The sequence below is a fragment of the Microbacterium sp. NPDC089987 genome (assembly GCF_044748505.1).
Lineage (GTDB): Bacteria > Actinomycetota > Actinomycetes > Actinomycetales > Microbacteriaceae > Microbacterium.
This window is the reverse complement of record NZ_JBIVGE010000002.1, coordinates 278,446-296,977: the sequence shown is the minus strand read 5'-3', so window position 1 is coordinate 296,977 and position 18,532 is coordinate 278,446. Positions and strand designations below refer to the sequence as shown.

Here is an 18,532-nt window from a genome sequence, read left to right as displayed (position 1 = left end):
GGGGCGTTCTTCCGCTTCACGGAAGCTCTGTCCTCCCCCTCAGCAGACAGTGCCAGGCTGGACGTATGACTCTGCCGCACGCTGACATCGATCCGGACGGACTGCTCGAGTACTCGGTGGTGTTCACCGATCGGTCGCTCAACCACATGTCGAAGCGCTTCATCGGCATCATGCAGCAGACCATCGACATCCTCTGCGAGGCCTACAACGCCGAGAGCGCCGTGCTTGTCAACGGCGGCGGCAGCTTCGCGATGGAATCCGTCGCCAGGCATCTCGCCACAGGCAGGCGCGCCCTCATCGTCCGCAACGGTCTCTTCTCGTACCGCTGGTCGCAGATCCTCGAGATGGGCGGTATCGCCTCCGACATCACCGTCTGCCTCGCCCGACCCGACAGCGACGACGTGCAGGCCGCGTGGAGTCCGGCGCCCATCGACGACGTGGTGGCCGCCGTCCGCTCGAAGCGGCCCGAGGTCGTCTTCGCTCCCCATGTCGAGACCGCCGCCGGGATCATCCTGACCGACGACTACGTGCGCGCGCTCGCCGACGCCGTGCACGAGGTCGGTGGCGTGCTCGTGCTCGACTGCATTGCATCCGGTGCGATGTGGGTCGACATGCGCTCCCTCGGCGTCGATGTGCTGCTCTCCGCCCCGCAGAAGGGATGGAGCGGGTCACCGGGCGTCGGTTACGTCATGCTCAGCGACAGGGGAAGGGATGCCGTGGCATCCGGCACCGCGACCAGCTTCGCCCTCGACCTGAACCGCTGGCTCGGCATCTCCGACGGCTACCGCGACGGGTCGGCCGGCTATCACTCGACCATGCCCACCGACACCATCGCGCGCAACCTGCAGCAGATGATCGAGACGCGCGAGCGCGGCTTCGACGCGCTGCGCGCCGCGCAGGTCGAGCTCGGCACGCGCGTGCGGGCGCTGTTCGCCGAGCACGGTCTGCCGTCGGTCGCGGCACCCGGCTTCGCCTCCCCCACCGTGGTCGTCGTGCACACCACGGACCCCGATCTGCGCAGCGCCGCCGCGTTCAAGGAGAATGGCGTGCAGGTCGCCGCCGGCGTGCCTCTGCACTGCGACGAGCCGGAGGGCTTCTCGAGCTTCCGGGTCGGACTGTTCGGCCTCGACAAGCTCGACGACGTCGATGCCGCAGTCGGGCGGCTGGAGACGGCGCTCGTCGCACTTCGCGGCTGAGCGCCGACGCGCCCACAGCGGTGCCGTCGTTCCGGGTGAAGACGGCGATCCCGGTTTATTCTGAGGGTGCGCTGCACTATCGCCGACGGCGCGCACAGGAGGTTCTGTGGCGGAGATTCTGCGGGTGGATTCCGGCGACGTCGCCGACGTCGAGCAGATCTGGAAGACGTTCGTGCCCTCGGCGTCGCTGCTGCGCATCGACCCGGAGAACTTCGCATTCCGGTGGCGCTCGGCGACGCTGAGCGAGCTGTCGATCGTGCGGTATTCGCTCACCGCCGAAGTGCACTCCCGTGTGCAGCCCGAGGATCAGCTCCTGGCGTGCCGTTCTATGGTCGCCGACGGCGTCCTCCGCAGCCGGCGGGCGCTCATCGAGCCCGGAATCCCCTGGGCGACGGACAGCGCGCAGGTCGAAGCGGAATGGGACGGAGCCGCAGACGTCTCGGCGCTCATCTTCGATCGCGTGCGCGCCCAGGAACTGGCACGACGGATCACCGGTGACGAACTGCTCTCGCTGCGGCTGACCTCGGTGCATCCCCGCTCTGATCTCGCGGCGCGCCAATGGGTTCGCGCCTTCGACTACCTGCTCGCGTCCGCGATGTCGCTCGACAGCGGCGACGAGCTGATCGAGGCCGGTCTCGCACGACACGCGCTGACGACGATTCTCGGCTGCTTCCCCTCGACGTTCTCCTCGGCGATCACGCGCGACGGCGGCGGCGTCGGTGCAGCGACGGTGCGCAAGGCGCTGGCGTACATAGCCGAGCACGCTCACCGGCCGATCACCGTCGATGACGTCGCGGAGGCGGCGCATATCTCCACACGCGGCCTGCAGTACTCCTTCCGCCGGAACCTGGACACGACGCCGACGGAGTACCTGCGAAGGGTGCGCCTCGACGGCGCCCACCGGGATCTGCGCAACAGCGCCGGCGACGAGTCAGTCGCACAGGTCGCACGGCGCTGGGGCTTCGGCAACTCGTCCCGCTTCAACAGCGTGTATCGGCAGACATACGGTCGCAGCGCGAAGGAGACGCTGGGCGGCGGCTGACGAGCCCTTGTCCACAGAACGAAGACACCCTGCGCCCACGGTCCATTCGAGGCGACAAAGATGCGCGGCACGTCGCTGCATCGTACGGTGAAGACAAATGGGACTCATCTACTACGGCAACTCGCCCGATCCGATTGAGGTGGACGATCGCACGCTCGCGCACCTCAAGGTGGTGATCGCCCTGAAGCTGCGGCGGAACGAGAGCTTCACCCTGTCATGGCGGCACCCGAATGCCTCGGGTCGATCGACGCTGTGGCTGCACCCGTCGATTCCTCTGCGCTTCGTCTTCGATGAACCCATCCCGCCCGCGCTGAGTCCGCAGTGGCTCAACGAGCTGTCCCAGTCCGCCAACACCAGCGGGGGCATCCTGCTGACCGAAGAGCACATCGAGCCGCTCGAAGCCGTCTGACCTCCGCTGCGCGCGACCACGACTACTGTGAGTCCATGGACCTGCGCGTCGCCGCCTACGGGATCGTCACCGACGATGACGGCCGGGTGCTGCTGGCCCGCTGGACCGAGGGGCGTCGGGTGGCGTGGACGCTTCCCGGCGGGGGACTCGAGGAGGGCGAGGATCCCGAGCTCGCCGTGCGTCGCGAGCTTCGCGAGGAGACCGGCTTCCGGATCGAGACGTCAGCTCTGCTGGGCATCCACTCACGCGTGATCCCGTCGTCGCGCCGCGTGCGCCGCGACGAGAAGAAGGTGCCGCTGCACACGCTTCGGATCGTGTATCGGGCCGAGATCACGGGCGGTGCGCTGCGGTTCGAGAAGAACGGGTCCACGGATATGGCCGCCTGGTTCACGCTCGACGAGGTCGTCACGCTGCAGCGGGTGAAGCTCGTCGACATCGGCCTGCGGATGGCCGGCCTGCTGCCGGCGGAAGACAGTTAGTCGCGAGCGTCTTCGGGCTGGGAGATGTCGGCAACTGTCGCGCCGTAGGCACGGATCAGATCGTCGGCCTCGGTGAACAGGCTGTACCCGTGGGAACCGGCCCCCATCGCGACGCGACGCCCCACGATGCTCTCGTCTGCGTACACGGGCCAGTCGGTCCTGCTGCCGATCGGCACGATCGTGCCGCGCTCGTACCCGGTGGCAGCCAGCGCGAGTTCCGGCTCAGGCAGACGCAGTCTGTTCACACCGACGACCGCGCGCAGCTTCGGCCACGAGATGGAGCGCCCACCGGGCACCAGCGCGAAGAGATACTGAGGCTGGGTCCCTGAGCCCGTCGCCTGTACTGAGCGAGCGTCAGCGAGTCGAAGTGAAGGGCGTTTGACGACGAGCGTCTTCACGATGTCGGACGGATGCAGACCGAGAAGAGCGGCCGCCTCCGTCAGACTGTGCGCCTGCGGCCGCTCACGGATCTCGATGTCGAGTCCGCGGGCGGCCGCAGCAGCACGCACCCGCTGATGCGGGTCGGCTTGAGTCATGCGTTGGGCGGAGACAGCGGGTCGTCGGCAACCCACAGCTCGTCGTCGGCGCGCAGCGCCTGCCATGCGGCGACCACGACGCCGATCGCCGCGGCGGCGCCGAGCACGATCGCGACGACCGAGCCGAAGCCCATGCTCTTCTTGGGCGGAGCGACGTGACGCGGGCCCCATCCGAGATCCTGACGCTTCTTGTTCGCGACATCCCAGGCCGACATCGCGGTGCCGACGACGCCACCCACGACGGGCACGACCCGATGGTCGACGACGTGCTTGCCGAGCTTCACGCTGCGGTCGACCGCGGGGGCGAGGTGACGCTCATACGAGTCGTGCACGCTGGGCATGACCTGTTCGCGATTGAAGTTCCCGAGCTGGCGACCGGCCTCACGGGCGACGTCGGCAGCGTGCCCGACGAGAACCTGCTGCGACTCCCAGAGTCGTCCGGCGTCCTGCTGAAGTCGACGCAGTTCCTTCTTGCGCTTGCGGCTGAGATTCACGTTGCTCTCCCGTCGGTCGGTCGATGTCCGTTCCGCTGATCATCCAACCACAACACACTGAATACGAGCAGAGTCTGGCGATCCGAGCGCGAAAACGGCACAATACGCCGCGCCCGCACGCGACGCCTCTGCGACAATGGAGCCATGCCTCACGCATCTCACGTCGCAACCCTGCACACCAACCACGGTGACATCGTCATCAACCTGTTCGGAGACCACGCTCCCAACACGGTCGCCAACTTCGTCGGCCTCTCCGACGGCTCGAAGGCGTGGACGCACCCCGCCACCGGCAAGCCGGGCGAGGGCCCGCTGTACAAGGACGTCATCTTCCACCGGATCATCCCGAACTTCATGATCCAGGGCGGCGACCCGCTCGGTCAGGGCGTCGGCGGCCCCGGCTACAACTTCAACGACGAGATCCACCCCGAGCTGAACTTCAACGACCCGTACGTGCTGGCCATGGCCAACGCCGGGCTGCGCCGCAACGCCATCACGGGCCAGGCCGAGGGCACCAACGGCTCGCAGTTCTTCATCACGACCGACCCCACCCCGTGGCTGCAGGGCAAGCACACGATCTTCGGCGTCGTCGCCGACGACGCCTCGAAGGCCGTCGTCGACGAGATCGCGGCGGTGCGCACCGGCGCGCAGGACCGTCCCGTCGAGGACGTCGTGCTGCACTCGGTCGACGTCGTCGCCAACTGAGTCACGACCGCTCGAGCCGATCCGGATGACCTCTCCTGACTTCACGCGCAACCGCGAGAACTTCTGTTACCGGCATCCGGATCGGCAGAGCTTCGTGCTCTGCCAACGCTGCACACGCACCGTCTGCGCCGACTGCCAGACTCAGGCGCCCGTCGGAGTCATCTGCCCCGAGTGCATGAAGGCCGACCGCAAGGCGCAGACACCGGCGCAGCGCCGAGCCAGTCGCGTGTGGCGATCCGGGGGCGACTCATCGCGGCCCGTCGCGACGTACGCGATCATCGCCGTCACCTCGGTCGTGGGCGTGCTGCAGCTGCTGCTCGGACCGATCGTCAACCGCACCATGCTGTTCGCGACGCCGTACCTCTTCCCCGACATGTTCGGCGGTGACTTCTCCTTCCAGCCCTGGCGGCTGCTGACGACGATGCTCGTGCACTCGGGCATCACGCACTTCCTGCTGAACATGCTCGCGCTGTGGATGATCGGCCGCAGCCTCGAGCCGATGCTCGGCCGATGGCGGTTCGTCGCTCTCTATCTGATCGGCGGACTCGGCGGCTCCGTGGCGATGGCTGTGCTCGATCCGGTCGTCGCCACCGTCGGCGCCTCCGGCGGGATCTTCGCGCTGATGGGCGCGCTTCTCGTGATCGGCCGCCACATCGGCGCCAACATCCGCGGGATCCTGGTGATCCTCGCCATCAACCTCGCCATCGGGTTCATTCAGACGCTGAACATCGCGTGGCAGGCCCACATCGGCGGAGCGATCGTCGGCGCGCTGATCGGCCTGATCTTCGCCCGCACGCGCCGGCACTCCCAGCGCACGGTGCAGATCCTGCTGCTCGTGGTGCTCGCGGTCGTGCTTCTGGTAGTCGCGTTCCTCGTGACTCCGGTCGTGCTGCGAAGCCTGTTCTGAGGCGACGGCACCGTACAGAGCAGACTTCTGCACACCCTCTGCACAGGCTCTCCACACGGCTCTGCACAGCATTCCCCGCAGTTATCCACAGATCTGTCCACACCTGGGGAGAATTACACCGGTGTTATTCACAGGTGGACAGGGTTGTTAACAACCATCTGGGGAAAGCGCGACGCCCCCTCACCGCACGGTGAGAGGGCGTCTCAGAACGGGCGCAGAGGCCCGACGGGTCGAAGTGTCAGCGCCAGCGCGTGGTCATCAGGAACCCGATCAGCGCGATGCCGAGGCCGATGCCGAGGTTCCACGAGTCCAGACCCGGGATGGGGAAGCGTGAACCCGAGATGTAGTAGACGAGGATCCACGCCAGGCCGAGCAGCATGAAGCCGACCATGACGGGCTTGAACCAGACGGCGTTCGGAGCGGCATCGCCCTCAGGACGCTCGACGGCGGGCTCTTCGGGGTTGCGATCACGTGCCATGCGCATCATTCTAGCCGGGCGAATAGACTTCCCCATATGCATGCGGTCGCGACGTACCGGGCTTCGCTGCGGGACGCGAAGCCCGCTCGACGGCGGTCCCGCGCGACGTTCGCGAGCGTCGTCGGCGAGCTGCTGCTGACCGCCGGGGTGCTCGTGCTGCTGTTCGTCTCCTGGCAGATGTGGATCGGCGATCTCATCATCGGCGCCGAGAACAACGTCAAGGGCGCTGAGCTCTCCGAGCAGTGGGCCCAGATGCCGCCCCCCGAACCGCCACCCGTCGTGCAGCAGGGGGAGGAGACGGTCTACGAGCCACCCCTGCTGCCGCGCCCGGGGGATGCGCAGGTCTTCGCGAACATGCGCATCCCGCGCTTCGGCGACGACTACAACGTGCACATCGCCGGCGGTACGACGCGCGAGCGGACGCTCGACAGGATCGGCATCGGTCTCTACGAGCAGTCGAAGATGCCGGGAGAGGTGGGCAACTTCTCACTTGCCGGTCACCGCACCACGTGGGGCAAGCCCTTCAACCGCATCGACAAGCTGCGGCTCGACGACGCGATCGTCGTCGAGACAGAGGTCGGCTGGTACACGTACCGGTTCCGCAATCTGCAGTACGTGAAGCCGTCCGCCGGCGACGTGCTGCTCGACGTGCCGCAGATGCCGGAGGTCGCTCCGTCCGACCGGTTCATCACCCTGACGGCGTGCTCGCCGCTGTACTCGCTCGCGGAGCGCATCGTCGCGTACGGAGTGTTCGAGAGCTTCCAGCCGCGCGCCGAGGGACCGCCCGCATCGCTGGCATCCGTCGAAGAGGCCAGTCCGTCTGCCGAAGGAGCCCGCTGATGTACGCAGCCCTCTGGCGCCTCCTGCCCGGACCGTGCTGGGTGCGCCTGTTCATCGCCCTCGTGCTGGTCGCTGCGGTGCTGTACGCCCTGTTCTTCTACGTGTTCCCGTGGATCAGTCCGCTGATCACCCCCGGCGAGGTGGACCTGCAGTGACGCGCCGGGTGCTCGTGGTCGACAACCACGACAGCTTCGTGCACACCCTGATCGGCTACCTGCGCGAGCTCGGCGCCGAGGTGGTGATGGTGGAGGCGGATGTCGCGGGCGCTGCTCCGGATGCCGTGGTGCACCGCCACTGGCGAGAACTCCTGCGCGGGTTCGATGCGGTGATGATCTCACCGGGACCCGGCGCACCGGCTGACGCCGGCGCGTCCGTCGCGGTGGCGCGTCTGGCGGCCGAGACGGGGATGCCGCTGCTCGGCGTGTGCCTCGGTCACCAGACGATCGGCGAGGCTTTCGGCGCCACGGTCGGCTCAGCGCCTGAGCTGATGCACGGCATGATCTCGCAGGTGAGCCATGACGGATCTGCGCTGTTCGAGGGCATCCCGTCGCCGTTCGCGGCCGGGCGCTACCATTCGCTCGCTCTCGAAGACGCATCGCTGCCGAAGACGCTGCGAGTCACGGCTCGCGCCGAGCACGGCACGATCATGGCGGTGGAGCACGACATGCTGCCGATCGCCGGTGTGCAGTTCCACCCGGAGAGTGTGCTCACCGAGCACGGACACCGCCTGCTCGGCAACTGGCTCGCGTCGGTGCCGCCGACCGCGTTCGAGTATCAGGCGGCCGGTGGCACGCAGTAGCGCAGCTCGACGGTGGAGTGGATGGGCACCTCACCGGGCGACTTCGACATCGAGGCGACGACGTTCGGCGTCTGCCCCTCGGCGCACGGGCCCAGCTCGACGGGCTCCGCTGCGAGGCCGAGCTTCTCGAGCTGGCCCTTCGCCGCGTCCATCGAGAAGCCGGTCATGTCCTCGAGCGTGACGTAGCCGTTGGCGATGACCAGGTCGACGGCCGTTCCCGGAGCGACCGGAGCACCTGCCTCCTCACTCGCGCTGAGCACGGTTCCCGCCTGCGCGTCCTTGTCGTTCTGCGGTCGCACCGTGCCGAGCTCGAGCCCAGCCTCAGCGAGCACCTGCTTCGCGGCATCCTGCGACAGCCCCTCCACCCCGGGCATCTCGACCGTGTCGGCCCCGGTCGAGACGTACACGATCACGGAGGTGCCGGCCGTGAGCTTGGCGCCCGTGGTCGGAGCCGAGCGGATGACGTGCCCTTCGTCGAAGTCCATGCTCGACTCTTCGCGCATGTCGGGGACCAGCCCTCTGTCCTTGAGGGCATCCTGAGCATCGTCGGCTGTGAGGTTCACGAGGTTCGGCACGGTCACCGACGACGTCGGCACGTCGTTCGGCTGCATGGCGAGAGTGACCACCCAGATGAGCACCGAGATCAGCAGCACCGCGAGCAGGGCCACGCCTGCCCAGATCCACGCGACCGGCGGACCGGACTGCGTGCGGGTCATGGTGGTGTCGGTGCTCAGCTGACGCAGCGACCGCGCGGTCTCCTGCGCCTGCCGTGGATTGGGGCCGTAGAGCTCACTGGTGAGCGCGCCGATGTCCCTCTTGGTCGGCGCCTGACCGTCGGAGACCGCTTTGAGGGCGAGACGGAACGATCCTGCGTCGGGGAACCGCTGGTAGGGATCCTTCGCGAGAGCGCGCAGCACGATGGCATCCATCGACCGCGGCAGCTGCTCGTTGACCTCTGTCGGCGGCAGCGGCGTCTCGCTGACGTGCTGGTAGGCGACGGCGACGGGGGAGTCCCCCCGGAACGGCTGACGACCCGTGAGCATCTCGTACAGCACCACGCCGGCGGAGTAGAGGTCGGTGCGTGCATCGACAGACTCCCCCTTCGCCTGCTCGGGCGAGAAGTACGCTGCGGTGCCGAGGATCTGCGTCGTCTCGGCGACGGTCGACGAGGAGTCGGACACGGCACGGGCGATGCCGAAGTCCATCACCTTCACTGTGCCCCTGTCGGTGATCATCACGTTGCCCGGCTTGATGTCGCGGTGCACGACGCCGGCGCGGTGCGAGTACTCGAGTGCCTCGAGGATGCCGTCCTCGTACCGGATCGCGTCGGCGACGGGAAGCGGCCCCTTCGCGATGATGTCCTTGAGCAGGGTGCCCTGCACGAGCTCCATCACGATGTACGGCTCGGTCTGCTCCACAGCGCCGCCGGAACTCTGCATCCCGGACGCGGTGGAGTGGGTCCCTGAGCCTGTCGAGTGGGTCCCTGAGCCTGTCGAAGGGTCGCCCGCGTCGTAGACGCGCACAATCGAGGGGTGCGACATGCGCGATGCTGCCTGCGCCTCGAGACGGAAGCGGGTGCGGAAGGCCGTGTCGCGCGCGAGTTCGGGGTCGAGGATCTTGATCGCGACCTCTCGACCGAGTGTCAGGTCGTATCCGCGGTGCACGCTGGCCATGCCGCCTTGCCCGATGACCTCATCGACGCGGTAGCGACCGGCGATGATTCGCGGCTCTGGCGACACAGACGACTCCCCTCAGACCTCGTGGACGATTCCTCCAGATTACTGGTTGGGGGCAGCGCCCTCAGCGTCGTCGTCCCCGCCGGCGGGCGGAGTCGGCGTGGCGGCCGCCTGGATCTGCTTCTCCATCTGCGGAGAACGCGGGGAGGGCAGGTCGTTTCCGCAGTAGGCCACGTAGCTGGCCGTCACGGTGGCACCGGGGGTGCCGGTGATCGTGATCGGAGCGCTGAGCTGGCCCCGGCCGAACGTGCGATCGGCGTTGCCGTCGTCGAAGGTCGCGTTGGTGAGCTTGACCTCGTACGCCGACAGAGCCGGGACCCCGTTCGGGCACTCGAAGTTCGTCCAGTTCAGCGTGACGGTGGCGCCGGTGGTGGGCGTGCCGCTGAGGCTCGGGGCCGATGAGGGCGTCGGGATGGTCACCGCGGCCTTGTACGTCGTGAGGGTGATCAGGGTGCCCTCTTCGACGTTGCCCGATTCGCTGACGCTCTGCACCCAGCCCTCGCGATCGGGGGAAGGGGCGGCGGTGTTGCCGGCGACGCAGTTGCCGTCGAGGCCGGCGTCGACGAGCGTCTTCCTGGCGTCCTCGCACGGCCGGTCGACGAGGTCGAGGTCGCCGACGTTGACCAGTGCCTTCTCCGGCGCGCTCGGAGTGGCGGAGCTCGGCTTGGGCTTCGGCTTGGCAGGCGTCGAACTCGACGCCGCGGGCTTGGCCTCGTCCTGGTTGCTGAGCATGGCGATCAGCGTTCCGCCGAGAACGAGCACGAGCAGGGCGATCAGAGCGATGAGCGGCCACGTCCACGGGCTGCGCTTGCGCTTCTTCTCCTCCTCCGGCTCGGCCGTCGTCGTCGAGGCGACGGCTGCTCCGGAGGGCAGCTGAGCGGTGGTGGGCAGAATGCGCGTGGTGTCCTCGCCGCCCATCCCCGTGAGGATCCGCGTCGCGTCATCGGCATCCGCCACACCAGCACCCGCGATGGCCGGCACCGCGATCGCGGCCGAGTTCAGGTCGCCGCGGCGCAGCGCCTGCGCCGCGCGCGACACGGTCGCGGCTGACGACGGCCGGTCGGCGGGCTTCTTCGCGATCATCGCCATCACGAGGTTGCGCACGGGCACCGGCACCGAGTCGGGCAGCGGCGGAGGCTGCTCGTTGATCTGCGCCATCGCGATGGCCACCTGCGACTCGCCGGTGAACGGCCGCTTGCCGGCTAGGCACTCGTACGCGACGATGCCGAGCGAGTACACGTCGGTCGCCGGCGAGGCCGCGTGTCCGGAGGCCTGCTCGGGCGACAGGTACTGCACGGTGCCCATGACCTGCCCGGTGGCGGTCAGCGGCACCTGGTCGGCGATGCGGGCGATGCCGAAGTCGGTGATCTTCACGCGTCCGTCGGGCGTGATCAGCAGGTTTCCCGGCTTGATGTCGCGGTGCACGAGACCCGCCGCGTGCGCGGCCTGCAGCGCCGACGCGGTCTGCGCGACGATGTCGAGGGTCTTGTCGGCGCTCAGCGCGCCGTCGCGTTCGAGGATCGTCGACAGCGCCTCGCCGGGCACGAGCTCCATGACGAGGAACGCGGAGCCGTTCTCCTCGCCGTAGTCGAACACGCTGGCGATGCCCTCGTGGTTGACGAGCGCGGCGTGACGGGCCTCGGCGCGGAAGCGCTCGAGGAACCCGGGGTCGCCCATGTACTCGTCCTTGAGGATCTTGATGGCGACGGTGCGTCCGATGACGTGATCCGTCGCCTCCCACACCTCGCCCATGCCGCCGATCGCAATCCGCGACAACAGCTCGTAGCGTCCTCCGAACGACACACCCTGCGTCGGCCTCATCTGCCCAGCACCGCCTCTATGACCTTCTTGGCAATCGGAGCGGCGATCGCGTTGCCGCTGCCCGATGTGCCTCTTCCACCGCCGTCTTCGACGACGACTGCCACCGCGACCTGCGGATCCTCCGCAGGCGCGAAACCTGTGAACCACAGCGTGTACGGCTTGCCGCCGTTCTCCGCCGTGCCCGTCTTTCCGGCGACATCGACGCCGTCTATTCTTGCACCCGTCGCCGCTCCCGACGCGACGCCCTCGACGAGCACGGCGGTCAGCGCGTCGGCTGTCTCGGGGTCGAGAGCCTGCGCGAACGCCTCATCGTCGTACTGCTTGTGCACGGCGAAGTCGTCGCCGATCACGGCATCCACCATTCGCGGCTTCATCACGGTGCCGTCGTTGGCCACTCCGGCGGCGACCATCGCGATCGTCAGCGGGGTGGCGGTGACCTTGCCCTGGCCGAATCCGGTGAGTCCGGTCGCGTCGTCGCTCAGCCCCGAGGGGTAGCTCGACGGCGTGACGGCGAGCGGGATCTCGAGATCGGTGTTGAACCCGAACTTCTCGGCCATCTCGCGGATGCGCTTGTCGCCCAGCTCGACGGCGAGCTCAGCCATCGGGATGTTGCAGCTCAGCTTCAGCGCCTGTGCCAGCGTCGTGGTCTCGCCGTCGCCGCAGGCGCCGCCCCACGCGTTGGACACCGTCGTGGTCGTGCCCGGAAGGGTGTAGCGCGCGGGGTTCGGGAACGTCGAGTCGAGCGTCCATTCACCGGATGCCAGCGCCGCGGCCGCCACGACGACCTTGAAGGTCGAGCCGGGCGGGTTCAGGTTGCCGCCGATGGCGCGGTTGTAGAGCGGCTTGCTGGAATCGGCCGACAGACTGTCGTACGTCGCCTCGACGGCCTGCGGGTCATGCGCGGCGAGGGTGTTCGTGTCGAAGCCGGGAGTCGAGACCATCGCGAGCACACGTCCCGTCGTGGGCTCGATGGCGACGACGGCCCCCTGCAGACCCTGCAGCGCATCGTACGCCGCGCGCTGTGCGCGTGGGTCCATGGTGAGCTCGACGCTGAGGCCCTGCTGCGGCTGGCCGGAGAGGATGCGCTCGATCTCGCCGAAGAACGCGTTCGAGCCGGTTCCCGACAGGTCGGAGTTCAGGGCGCGCTCGATGCCTGTGCGCGAGTCGAGCACAGGGTTGTAGTAGCCCGTGATCGGCGCCCACAGCGTGGGATCGGTGTACACCCGCTGGTACTGGTAGCGGTCGTCGGCGGGCACCGAGGTCGCGATGGCGGTGCCGTCGACGATGATCGATCCGCGCTGGATCTGGTAGCTGTCCAGTCGGGTTCGCGTGTTGGCGGGATTCTGACCGAGGCTGTCGGCGTCGACCACCTGGATCCAGCTCGTCGCGGCGAACAGGGAGATGAACATCGCGAGGATCACGAAGCTCAGGCGTCTCAGCTCTTTCGTCATCAGCCGATCACCACCCTGGGCTGGCGGCGCACCGCGTCGCTGATGCGCAGCAGCAGGGCGACGATGAGCCAGTTCGCGACCAGCGACGACCCACCCGCAGCGAGGAACGGCGTCGTGAGACCGGTGAGCGGGATCACCCGGGTGACGCCGCCGACCATGATGAACACCTGCAGCGCGATCGTGAACGACAGACCGGCGGCGAGCAGCTTGCCGAAGTCGTCCTGGCCCGCCATCCCGATGCGCAGACCGCGGCTGACGAACACCATGTACAGGCAGAGGATGGCGAACAGCCCGACGATGCCGAGCTCTTCGCCGAGGCTCGGGATGATGTAGTCGCTGTGCGCCAGAGGGGTGATCTGGGGGCGGCCCTGACCCCAGCCCGTGCCGATCAGACCGCCGTGGGCCAGTCCGAAGATGCCCTCGACAAGCTGGAAGCTGCCACCCTCGCGGGTGATGATGTCGGGGTTGAAGGCATCCAGCCAGTTGGTGAAGCGGCGCTGCACGTAGTCGAGGATGCGGGTGGCGAGGAAAGCCCCGGCCGCGACGCCGGCCAGGCCGATCAGCACCCAGCTCGTCTTGCCCGTGGCGACGTAGAGCATCGCGATGAACATGCCGAAGATCAGCACGCCGGTGCCGAGGTCGCGCTGCGTGACGATGATCAGCAGCGAGAGCAGCCACACGACGAGCACCGGGCCGAGCTCGCGCATGCGCGGCCACGTGATGCCGAGAACCCGCTTGCCCACCGAGCTGAGGCTCTCGCGCGTGCGCACCAGGTAGCCGGCGAAGAAGATCGCCAGGCAGATCTTCGCCAGCTCACCGGGCTGGAACGACACGACGCCGCCGAGCGACACCCACACGTCGGCGTTGACGCCGCGGGCACGCAGACCGGGGATGAACGGCAGGATCAGCAGCACGATGCCGGCGAGACCGGAGATGTACGTGAACCGGTAGAGCACACGGTAGTTGCGCAGCGCGATGACGATCGCGATCGCGCCGGCCAGCGAGATCGCCGTCCAGGCGAGCTGCTTGGTCGAGAACATCTCCCAGCCGGTGTACTTCTTGGCGATGTCGATGCGGTAGATCATCGCGATGCCGAGCCCGGAGAGCACCGTGGCGATGGGCAGGACGAACGGGTCGGCGTCGGATGCCACCACGCGCAGCACCACGTGCAGCGCGAAGACGAGCACGCCGAGTCCGCCGCCGATCGCGAGGATCATCGGATCGATCGTGCCGAGCGCGCCCAGCTGCACGAGGGTCAGCGCGGCACCCGAGATGAGCAGGGCGAACAGCAGCAGCCAGAACTCCCGGTTGCGCTGCTTCTGCGGCATCCGGATCTTCTTCAGCGCCTTCAGCACACTGGTGTCGGCCGAGACGGCAGTCATGGCGTCGGCACCTCCGTGGTCGCGGTGGGTGAGGGCTGGGGCTGCGGCGGCTCGACGTGCAGCACCATCTTCGCGAGGCGATCGGTGATCGCCTCGGCGTCGGCGAGCGAACGGGCGTTGATCGTCCGCTCCACCGACGAGCGCTGGTACGACTGCAGATCGGCGAGCAGGATGCCGGTGTCCTTCACCTCTGTCGACAGCGAGAACGGACCGATGCTCTGCTGCACACCGCGGTAGATCACGACGCTGTCGTCATCCGCCCCGACGAAGTAGCGGGTCTGCGTCCAGTTGTAGGCGATGAGACCCGCGCCGACCAGGGCGAGGACAGCGAGGAAGAGCGCGAACAGCCAGGCGAAGCGGCGCCGGCGAGCACGACGCCGATCCTCCTCGATGATCTCCTCGAAGAAGTCGTCGGAGTCGGGCTCGAAGTGGCTGGGCTCGTTCGCCGCCTGCAGCACGGGGTGCAGCCAGCCGGTGAGCGAGGGTCGCGGCGCGGGCACCGGCAGGTCGGCGGGGTTCGACGCCGCCCCGACGATCGTCGGAGTGCCGGACGAGAGCGGATGCGCGCCGCCGACATCGACGAGCACGATCGTGACGTTGTCGGGAGCACCGCCGTCGAGCGCCTGCTTGAGCAGGTTGTCGGCCGTGCGGCCAGGAGCGAGACCGAGGCGCATCGCCTTGGCGATGTGCTCGTCGTCGACGACGCCGGACAGGCCGTCGGAGCACAGCAGCCAGCGGTCGCCGGGCCTGGTCGGCATGACGAACATGTCGAGGTCGGGAGCGATGTCCATGTCGCTCAGCACGCGCATGAGCACCGAGCGGCGCGGGTGGTACCTGGCTTCTTCGACCGTGATGCGACCCGAGTCGACCAGGCGCTGCACGAACGTGTGATCGGTGGTGATCTGGGTGAGCGCGTCGTCACGGTAGAGGTAGATGCGCGAGTCGCCGATGTGGCCGATGACCGCGTGGTCGTCGACCATCACGATGGCGCAGAGCGTGGTGCCGAGCCCGGCGAGCTCTGGGCGCTCCTTCGAGGCCTGTATGAGGTCGCCGGCGGCGGTGGTGGCGGCCGCCTGCAGCTCGGCCTGTGCGTCGTCGGTGGAGGCGTAGGGATGATCGAGCGCCTCCATGCGCGCGATCGCGAGCGTCGAGGCGACGTCTCCTCCGGCGTGGCCGCCCATGCCGTCGGCGACCACGAACAGGTTCGCCCCGGAGTATCCGGAGTCCTGATTGTTGGAGCGGACCTTCCCGGTGTGGGAGATCGCTGCGCTCGAGCCCTCGAAGACCATCTGGATGCGGAGCCTTACGATCGCAGCTCGAAGGTCGTGGCGCCCACCTTGATGGGGGTTCCGATCGCGACCTGCAGGGGCTTGTCGCCGAGGCGCCGCCCGTCGAGATAGGTGCCGTTGGTGGAGTCGAGGTCCTGGATCGTCCAGATGTCGCCGCGCTTCGACAGCCGTGCATGGTGACTGGAGGTGTAGTCATCGCGGATCACGAGGCCCGACTCGCTGGAACGTCCGATCGACAGCGAATCCGCGGAACCCAGCGGGACCTCGAGTCCGGTCTTGGGTCCCGAGGTGATGATCAGATGAGTGGGGAGCCGCCCGTTCGAGGGCACCTTCGCCGGTGTGGGGGCAGGGGAGGCGGCGGGAACAGCGGCCGCCTCACTCGCAGGCATCTTGCGCACGCGGACGCCGAATAGGTCGGCGCGAAGCGAGTAGACGACGCCGAACACGAAGAACCACAGCAGCACCAGGAAGCCGATGCGCAGCAGCAGGAGCACGAGTTCGCTCATCGGATCGTCCCTCTCTGGGTCCCTGAGCCTGTCGAAGGGCTCACGGGCACGACGTCGAAGGTGAGCTCGGTGCGGCCGATCGTGAACGAGGTGCCAGGTGTGAGTGCGGTCTCGCGGATCTTCTGCCCGTCGACCTTGGTGCCGTTCGTCGAACCCAGGTCGCGCAGCATCCCGCGCTCGCCGTCCCAGAGGATCTCGGCATGACGGCGGCTGGAGCCCGCGTCGGAGATGGTGATGTCGGCGTCGTTGCCGCGACCGATCACCGTGCGGGCGCTGGTGAGCGGATGCCGTCGGCCGTCGATCTCGACGACGCCCTGCCACTCGACCGTGCTCTCGACAGAAGAGGAGTTGACCCGCACGACGCCGGTGGCGACGCGCTCATCGGCTTCCATCGAGATGTGCAGCGGGCCGGCGAAGCTGTAACCCTGTGCTCGGGCATGCTTCGTCATCAGCGCGAAGAGCTCCTCGTTCAATGCGCGTCCGAGCGCGCGCATCCGCTGGTGGTCGTCGGGGCTCAGCCGCACGAGGTAGTCGCTGGGCGTGATGATGCGGTCGCGGCTGACCACAGCCGCGTTGGTATCGGCCTCGCGCCGAAGCGCCGAGGCGATCTCGACGGGCTGGATGCCGCTGCGGAAGGTCTTGGCGAACGCGCTGTTCACGGCGCGTTCAAGACCCTTCTCAAAGCTGTCAAGTAATCCCACGAGGTTCCTCTGGCATGCCGACCGGTAGGGCCATCGTAGTCAGGCGGGCTGGATAACCGCTTCTTGAGGTCGGCCGGTTCGAAGCACGCCGCCCATCGTGATAGCCTTTCGAGGTTGAGTTCTCCGGAACAAGACGATGCGCGAGTGGCGGAATAGGTAGACGCGCTGGCTTCAGGTGCCAGTGCTCGCAAGGGCGTGGGGGTTCAAGTCCCCCCTCGCGCACAGAATGGAAAAGGCCCCGGATCATCCGGGGCCTTTTCCGTCCCTGGTCGTGGGAAGAGTCATCCTGCCGGTTCGATGACGGCGGCGGGAGAGGCAAGGTACTCGTCGAGGACGAGCTCGCCGGTGGCGTTCAGCGCCGTCATGATCGTCGTGACGCGCTCCGGCGCGACGGGCGGGAGGACGGCGGCGTCGAAGCCGAACTGGATCGGTATCGCCGGATGCACCCAGATGGTGGTTCGGGCGTCCTCTGAGTCGTCGCCGCGCAGCCAGGTCAGCAGGAAGCTCTCATTGCGGCGCAGCTTGGTGCCGATGACGATCTTGAGATGCGCGAGCGTCTCGTCGTCGATCGCGATCGAGGGTTCGCTGCTGTCGTACTTCAGTCTTCCCATACTGGATGATAAGCCGGGCGAGTCCGCCGGTCACCACTGGCGGTACAGAGCCCCCAGCGACTGGGCGCCACCCGTCTGGTACGCGCGCAGCTGCCGCTGCGAGCCAGTGCCCTCCGACCGCAGGCGTCCCAGATGCTCGTCGACGAAGGTCTCATCGCCGTTGGCGTCGAGTGCGGGGCGGATGCCGTCGAGCATCCGCTCGGTGGCCGCCCAGGCGTCTTCGATCTCGCCCTCGGGGGTGAACAGCCGCGCGTCCATGCCGTGGCGAGCCGCCAGCCACATGGCGGCGTCGAGCTCGGCGGGCGGGGGAGCGGCATCCGGCAGATCGTCGGCGATGGCGATCGCGCGCGTCAGCGAGGCCTGCAGCAGCGCGTCGTCGACGCGCAACTGAGCGTCGGCGACGCGGGCCTCGACGGTGTCGAACCTCTCCGACAGACGCACCGCCCATGACGTCGACCCGCGCGAGGGAAGCAGCCCTACGGTCACCATCTGCTCGACGGTGCGGTGATACTCGTCGGCATCGTGGAAGGCCGGAGGTGCCCACGACACCGGAAGCCTCCTGATGAGCACACTGCGCCAGCTCGCCAGCCCTGACGCCACGCCATACGTGAAGGGCGAGTTCGCGCTGAGGGCGAGCAGCACCGGCAGCCAGGCCCGCACTCGCCGCAGTGCGCGTACCCGCTCTTCATCGCCGACCACTTCGACGTGCACGTGCAGACCGTTCACCGCGTGCTGCCTGGTGAGCTGTCCGAGCAGCGTCGACACGTCGTCGTAGTGCTTCGACGCCGAGATCAGCGGCGCGCTCCATTGCGCGAGCGGAGCGCCGGTGGCAGCGACGAGTGAATTCTCGGGGGCCAGCTCTGCGAGCATCCGGCGCATCCCGCCAAGCTGCGACCCGGCCTCGCCCAGTGTGCGAACGGGATCTGTGGCGCACTCGAACTGGCAGGTGAGGTACTCCGACGTGATCACGCCCCCGCCGGGCGCAGGGCCCTTCACCCGATCGACGATCCCGCTGCCCGACAGCGGGATGAGTGCCGACTCGTCGAGCAGCAGGAATTCCTCTTCGACGCCGAAGCGCGTGGCATCCATCGGCTCCTCCTCATCCCCGGTGATACGACAAGCGCCGCCGACCCGAGGGTCGACGGCGCGCTGT

General features: G+C 68.0%; 21 protein-coding genes and 1 tRNA gene. 10 read left to right on the top strand and 12 right to left on the bottom strand.

Annotation, left to right across the window (positions count from 1 at the left end; translation table 11 throughout):
* Positions 1-65: 65 nt before the first annotated feature.
* The 4 genes from ACIPV2_RS09130 to ACIPV2_RS09115 all read left to right on the top strand — a co-directional run bounded on the left by ACIPV2_RS09130 (position 66) and on the right by ACIPV2_RS09115 (position 3,126).
* A complete protein-coding gene (locus ACIPV2_RS09130; protein ID WP_400840505.1) occupies positions 66-1,196 on the top strand; it encodes an aminotransferase class V-fold PLP-dependent enzyme in 1,131 nt (376 codons plus the stop codon).
* Positions 1,197-1,302: 106 nt separating this feature from the next.
* On the top strand, positions 1,303-2,238 hold the full coding sequence (locus ACIPV2_RS09125) for an AraC family transcriptional regulator (protein ID WP_400840503.1): 936 nt from the start codon (positions 1,303-1,305) through the stop codon (positions 2,236-2,238).
* A gap of 97 nt (positions 2,239-2,335) precedes the next feature.
* The gene (locus ACIPV2_RS09120; protein WP_400840501.1) at positions 2,336-2,647 is read left to right on the top strand and encodes a hypothetical protein; all 312 of its coding nucleotides are present in this window, start codon (positions 2,336-2,338) and stop codon (positions 2,645-2,647) included.
* A gap of 35 nt (positions 2,648-2,682) precedes the next feature.
* Positions 2,683-3,126 (top strand): NUDIX hydrolase, encoded by a 444-nt coding sequence (locus tag ACIPV2_RS09115; protein WP_400840499.1) that lies wholly within the window; start codon positions 2,683-2,685, stop codon positions 3,124-3,126.
* On the opposite strand, the gene ACIPV2_RS09110 is transcribed toward ACIPV2_RS09115, so the two are convergent.
* Both ACIPV2_RS09110 and ACIPV2_RS09105 read right to left on the bottom strand, forming a co-directional pair.
* Positions 3,123-3,662, bottom strand: coding sequence for an aminoacyl-tRNA deacylase (locus ACIPV2_RS09110; protein WP_400840497.1), 540 nt, complete (start codon positions 3,660-3,662; stop codon positions 3,123-3,125). The two genes, ACIPV2_RS09115 and ACIPV2_RS09110, sit on opposite strands and share 4 nt — an antisense overlap.
* On the bottom strand, positions 3,659-4,156 hold the full coding sequence (locus ACIPV2_RS09105) for a DNA helicase (protein ID WP_101188876.1): 498 nt from the start codon (positions 4,154-4,156) through the stop codon (positions 3,659-3,661). Before ACIPV2_RS09105 ends, ACIPV2_RS09110 begins: the two co-directional genes overlap by 4 nt.
* Before the next feature lie 144 nt (positions 4,157-4,300).
* Between ACIPV2_RS09105 and ACIPV2_RS09100 the strand changes: the two genes are divergently transcribed.
* Both ACIPV2_RS09100 and ACIPV2_RS09095 read left to right on the top strand, forming a co-directional pair.
* Entirely contained in the window at positions 4,301-4,858 is a 558-nt protein-coding gene (locus tag ACIPV2_RS09100; RefSeq protein WP_400840495.1) for a peptidylprolyl isomerase, read from the top strand.
* Positions 4,859-4,883: 25 nt separating this feature from the next.
* A complete protein-coding gene (locus tag ACIPV2_RS09095; protein ID WP_400840493.1) occupies positions 4,884-5,765 on the top strand; it encodes a rhomboid family intramembrane serine protease in 882 nt (293 codons plus the stop codon).
* Positions 5,766-6,003: 238 nt separating this feature from the next.
* Here the strand turns inward: ACIPV2_RS09095 and ACIPV2_RS09090 are convergent, their stop codons facing one another.
* On the bottom strand, positions 6,004-6,243 hold the full coding sequence (locus tag ACIPV2_RS09090; protein ID WP_071642807.1) for a cell division protein CrgA: 240 nt from the start codon (positions 6,241-6,243) through the stop codon (positions 6,004-6,006).
* Positions 6,244-6,279: 36 nt separating this feature from the next.
* Here ACIPV2_RS09090 and ACIPV2_RS09085 point away from each other — a divergent pair, with 36 nt between their 5' ends.
* From ACIPV2_RS09085 to ACIPV2_RS09075, 3 genes are read left to right on the top strand one after another with little or no spacing between them, the layout of a single operon-like run.
* The gene (locus ACIPV2_RS09085) at positions 6,280-7,083 is read left to right on the top strand and encodes a class E sortase (protein ID WP_400840491.1); all 804 of its coding nucleotides are present in this window, start codon (positions 6,280-6,282) and stop codon (positions 7,081-7,083) included.
* On the top strand, positions 7,083-7,238 hold the full coding sequence (locus tag ACIPV2_RS09080; RefSeq protein WP_400840489.1) for a hypothetical protein: 156 nt from the start codon (positions 7,083-7,085) through the stop codon (positions 7,236-7,238). The genes ACIPV2_RS09085 and ACIPV2_RS09080 overlap by 1 nt, the downstream gene beginning before the upstream one ends.
* On the top strand, positions 7,235-7,882 hold the full coding sequence (locus tag ACIPV2_RS09075; RefSeq protein WP_400840487.1) for an anthranilate synthase component II: 648 nt from the start codon (positions 7,235-7,237) through the stop codon (positions 7,880-7,882). The genes ACIPV2_RS09080 and ACIPV2_RS09075 overlap by 4 nt, the downstream gene beginning before the upstream one ends.
* On the opposite strand, the gene pknB is transcribed toward ACIPV2_RS09075, so the two are convergent.
* From pknB to ACIPV2_RS09040, 7 genes are read right to left on the bottom strand one after another with little or no spacing between them, the layout of a single operon-like run.
* The gene (gene pknB / locus ACIPV2_RS09070) at positions 7,858-9,621 is read right to left on the bottom strand and encodes a Stk1 family PASTA domain-containing Ser/Thr kinase (protein WP_400840485.1); all 1,764 of its coding nucleotides are present in this window, start codon (positions 9,619-9,621) and stop codon (positions 7,858-7,860) included. The genes ACIPV2_RS09075 and pknB overlap by 25 nt on opposite strands.
* A 39-nt stretch (positions 9,622-9,660) precedes the next feature.
* Positions 9,661-11,439 (bottom strand): serine/threonine-protein kinase, encoded by a 1,779-nt coding sequence (locus ACIPV2_RS09065; RefSeq protein ID WP_400840482.1) that lies wholly within the window; start codon positions 11,437-11,439, stop codon positions 9,661-9,663.
* The gene (locus ACIPV2_RS09060; RefSeq protein WP_400840480.1) at positions 11,436-12,890 is read right to left on the bottom strand and encodes a peptidoglycan D,D-transpeptidase FtsI family protein; all 1,455 of its coding nucleotides are present in this window, start codon (positions 12,888-12,890) and stop codon (positions 11,436-11,438) included. Before ACIPV2_RS09060 ends, ACIPV2_RS09065 begins: the two co-directional genes overlap by 4 nt.
* Complete coding sequence (locus ACIPV2_RS09055; RefSeq protein WP_400840478.1) at positions 12,890-14,272, bottom strand: FtsW/RodA/SpoVE family cell cycle protein; 1,383 nt, start codon at positions 14,270-14,272, stop codon at positions 12,890-12,892. The genes ACIPV2_RS09060 and ACIPV2_RS09055 overlap by 1 nt, the downstream gene beginning before the upstream one ends.
* Positions 14,269-15,561: a PP2C family protein-serine/threonine phosphatase gene (locus ACIPV2_RS09050; RefSeq protein ID WP_400840477.1), complete on the bottom strand. Its 1,293-nt coding sequence runs from the start codon at positions 15,559-15,561 to the stop codon at positions 14,269-14,271. The genes ACIPV2_RS09055 and ACIPV2_RS09050 overlap by 4 nt, the downstream gene beginning before the upstream one ends.
* Positions 15,562-15,575: 14 nt before the next feature.
* A complete protein-coding gene (locus ACIPV2_RS09045; RefSeq protein ID WP_400840475.1) occupies positions 15,576-16,067 on the bottom strand; it encodes an FHA domain-containing protein in 492 nt (163 codons plus the stop codon).
* On the bottom strand, positions 16,064-16,768 hold the full coding sequence (locus ACIPV2_RS09040) for a DUF3662 and FHA domain-containing protein (protein WP_101188865.1): 705 nt from the start codon (positions 16,766-16,768) through the stop codon (positions 16,064-16,066). Before ACIPV2_RS09040 ends, ACIPV2_RS09045 begins: the two co-directional genes overlap by 4 nt.
* Positions 16,769-16,906: 138 nt before the next feature.
* On the opposite strand from ACIPV2_RS09040, the gene ACIPV2_RS09035 reads away from it, so the two are divergent.
* A tRNA-Leu gene (locus ACIPV2_RS09035) sits at positions 16,907-16,990 on the top strand.
* 59 nt (positions 16,991-17,049) lie between these two features.
* On the opposite strand, the gene ACIPV2_RS09030 is transcribed toward ACIPV2_RS09035, so the two are convergent.
* Both ACIPV2_RS09030 and ACIPV2_RS09025 read right to left on the bottom strand, forming a co-directional pair.
* Entirely contained in the window at positions 17,050-17,379 is a 330-nt protein-coding gene (locus tag ACIPV2_RS09030) for a hypothetical protein (protein WP_400840473.1), read from the bottom strand.
* A gap of 30 nt (positions 17,380-17,409) precedes the next feature.
* Complete coding sequence (locus tag ACIPV2_RS09025) at positions 17,410-18,468, bottom strand: YbdK family carboxylate-amine ligase (protein ID WP_400840471.1); 1,059 nt, start codon at positions 18,466-18,468, stop codon at positions 17,410-17,412.
* Between the last annotated feature and the right edge of the window lie 64 nt (positions 18,469-18,532).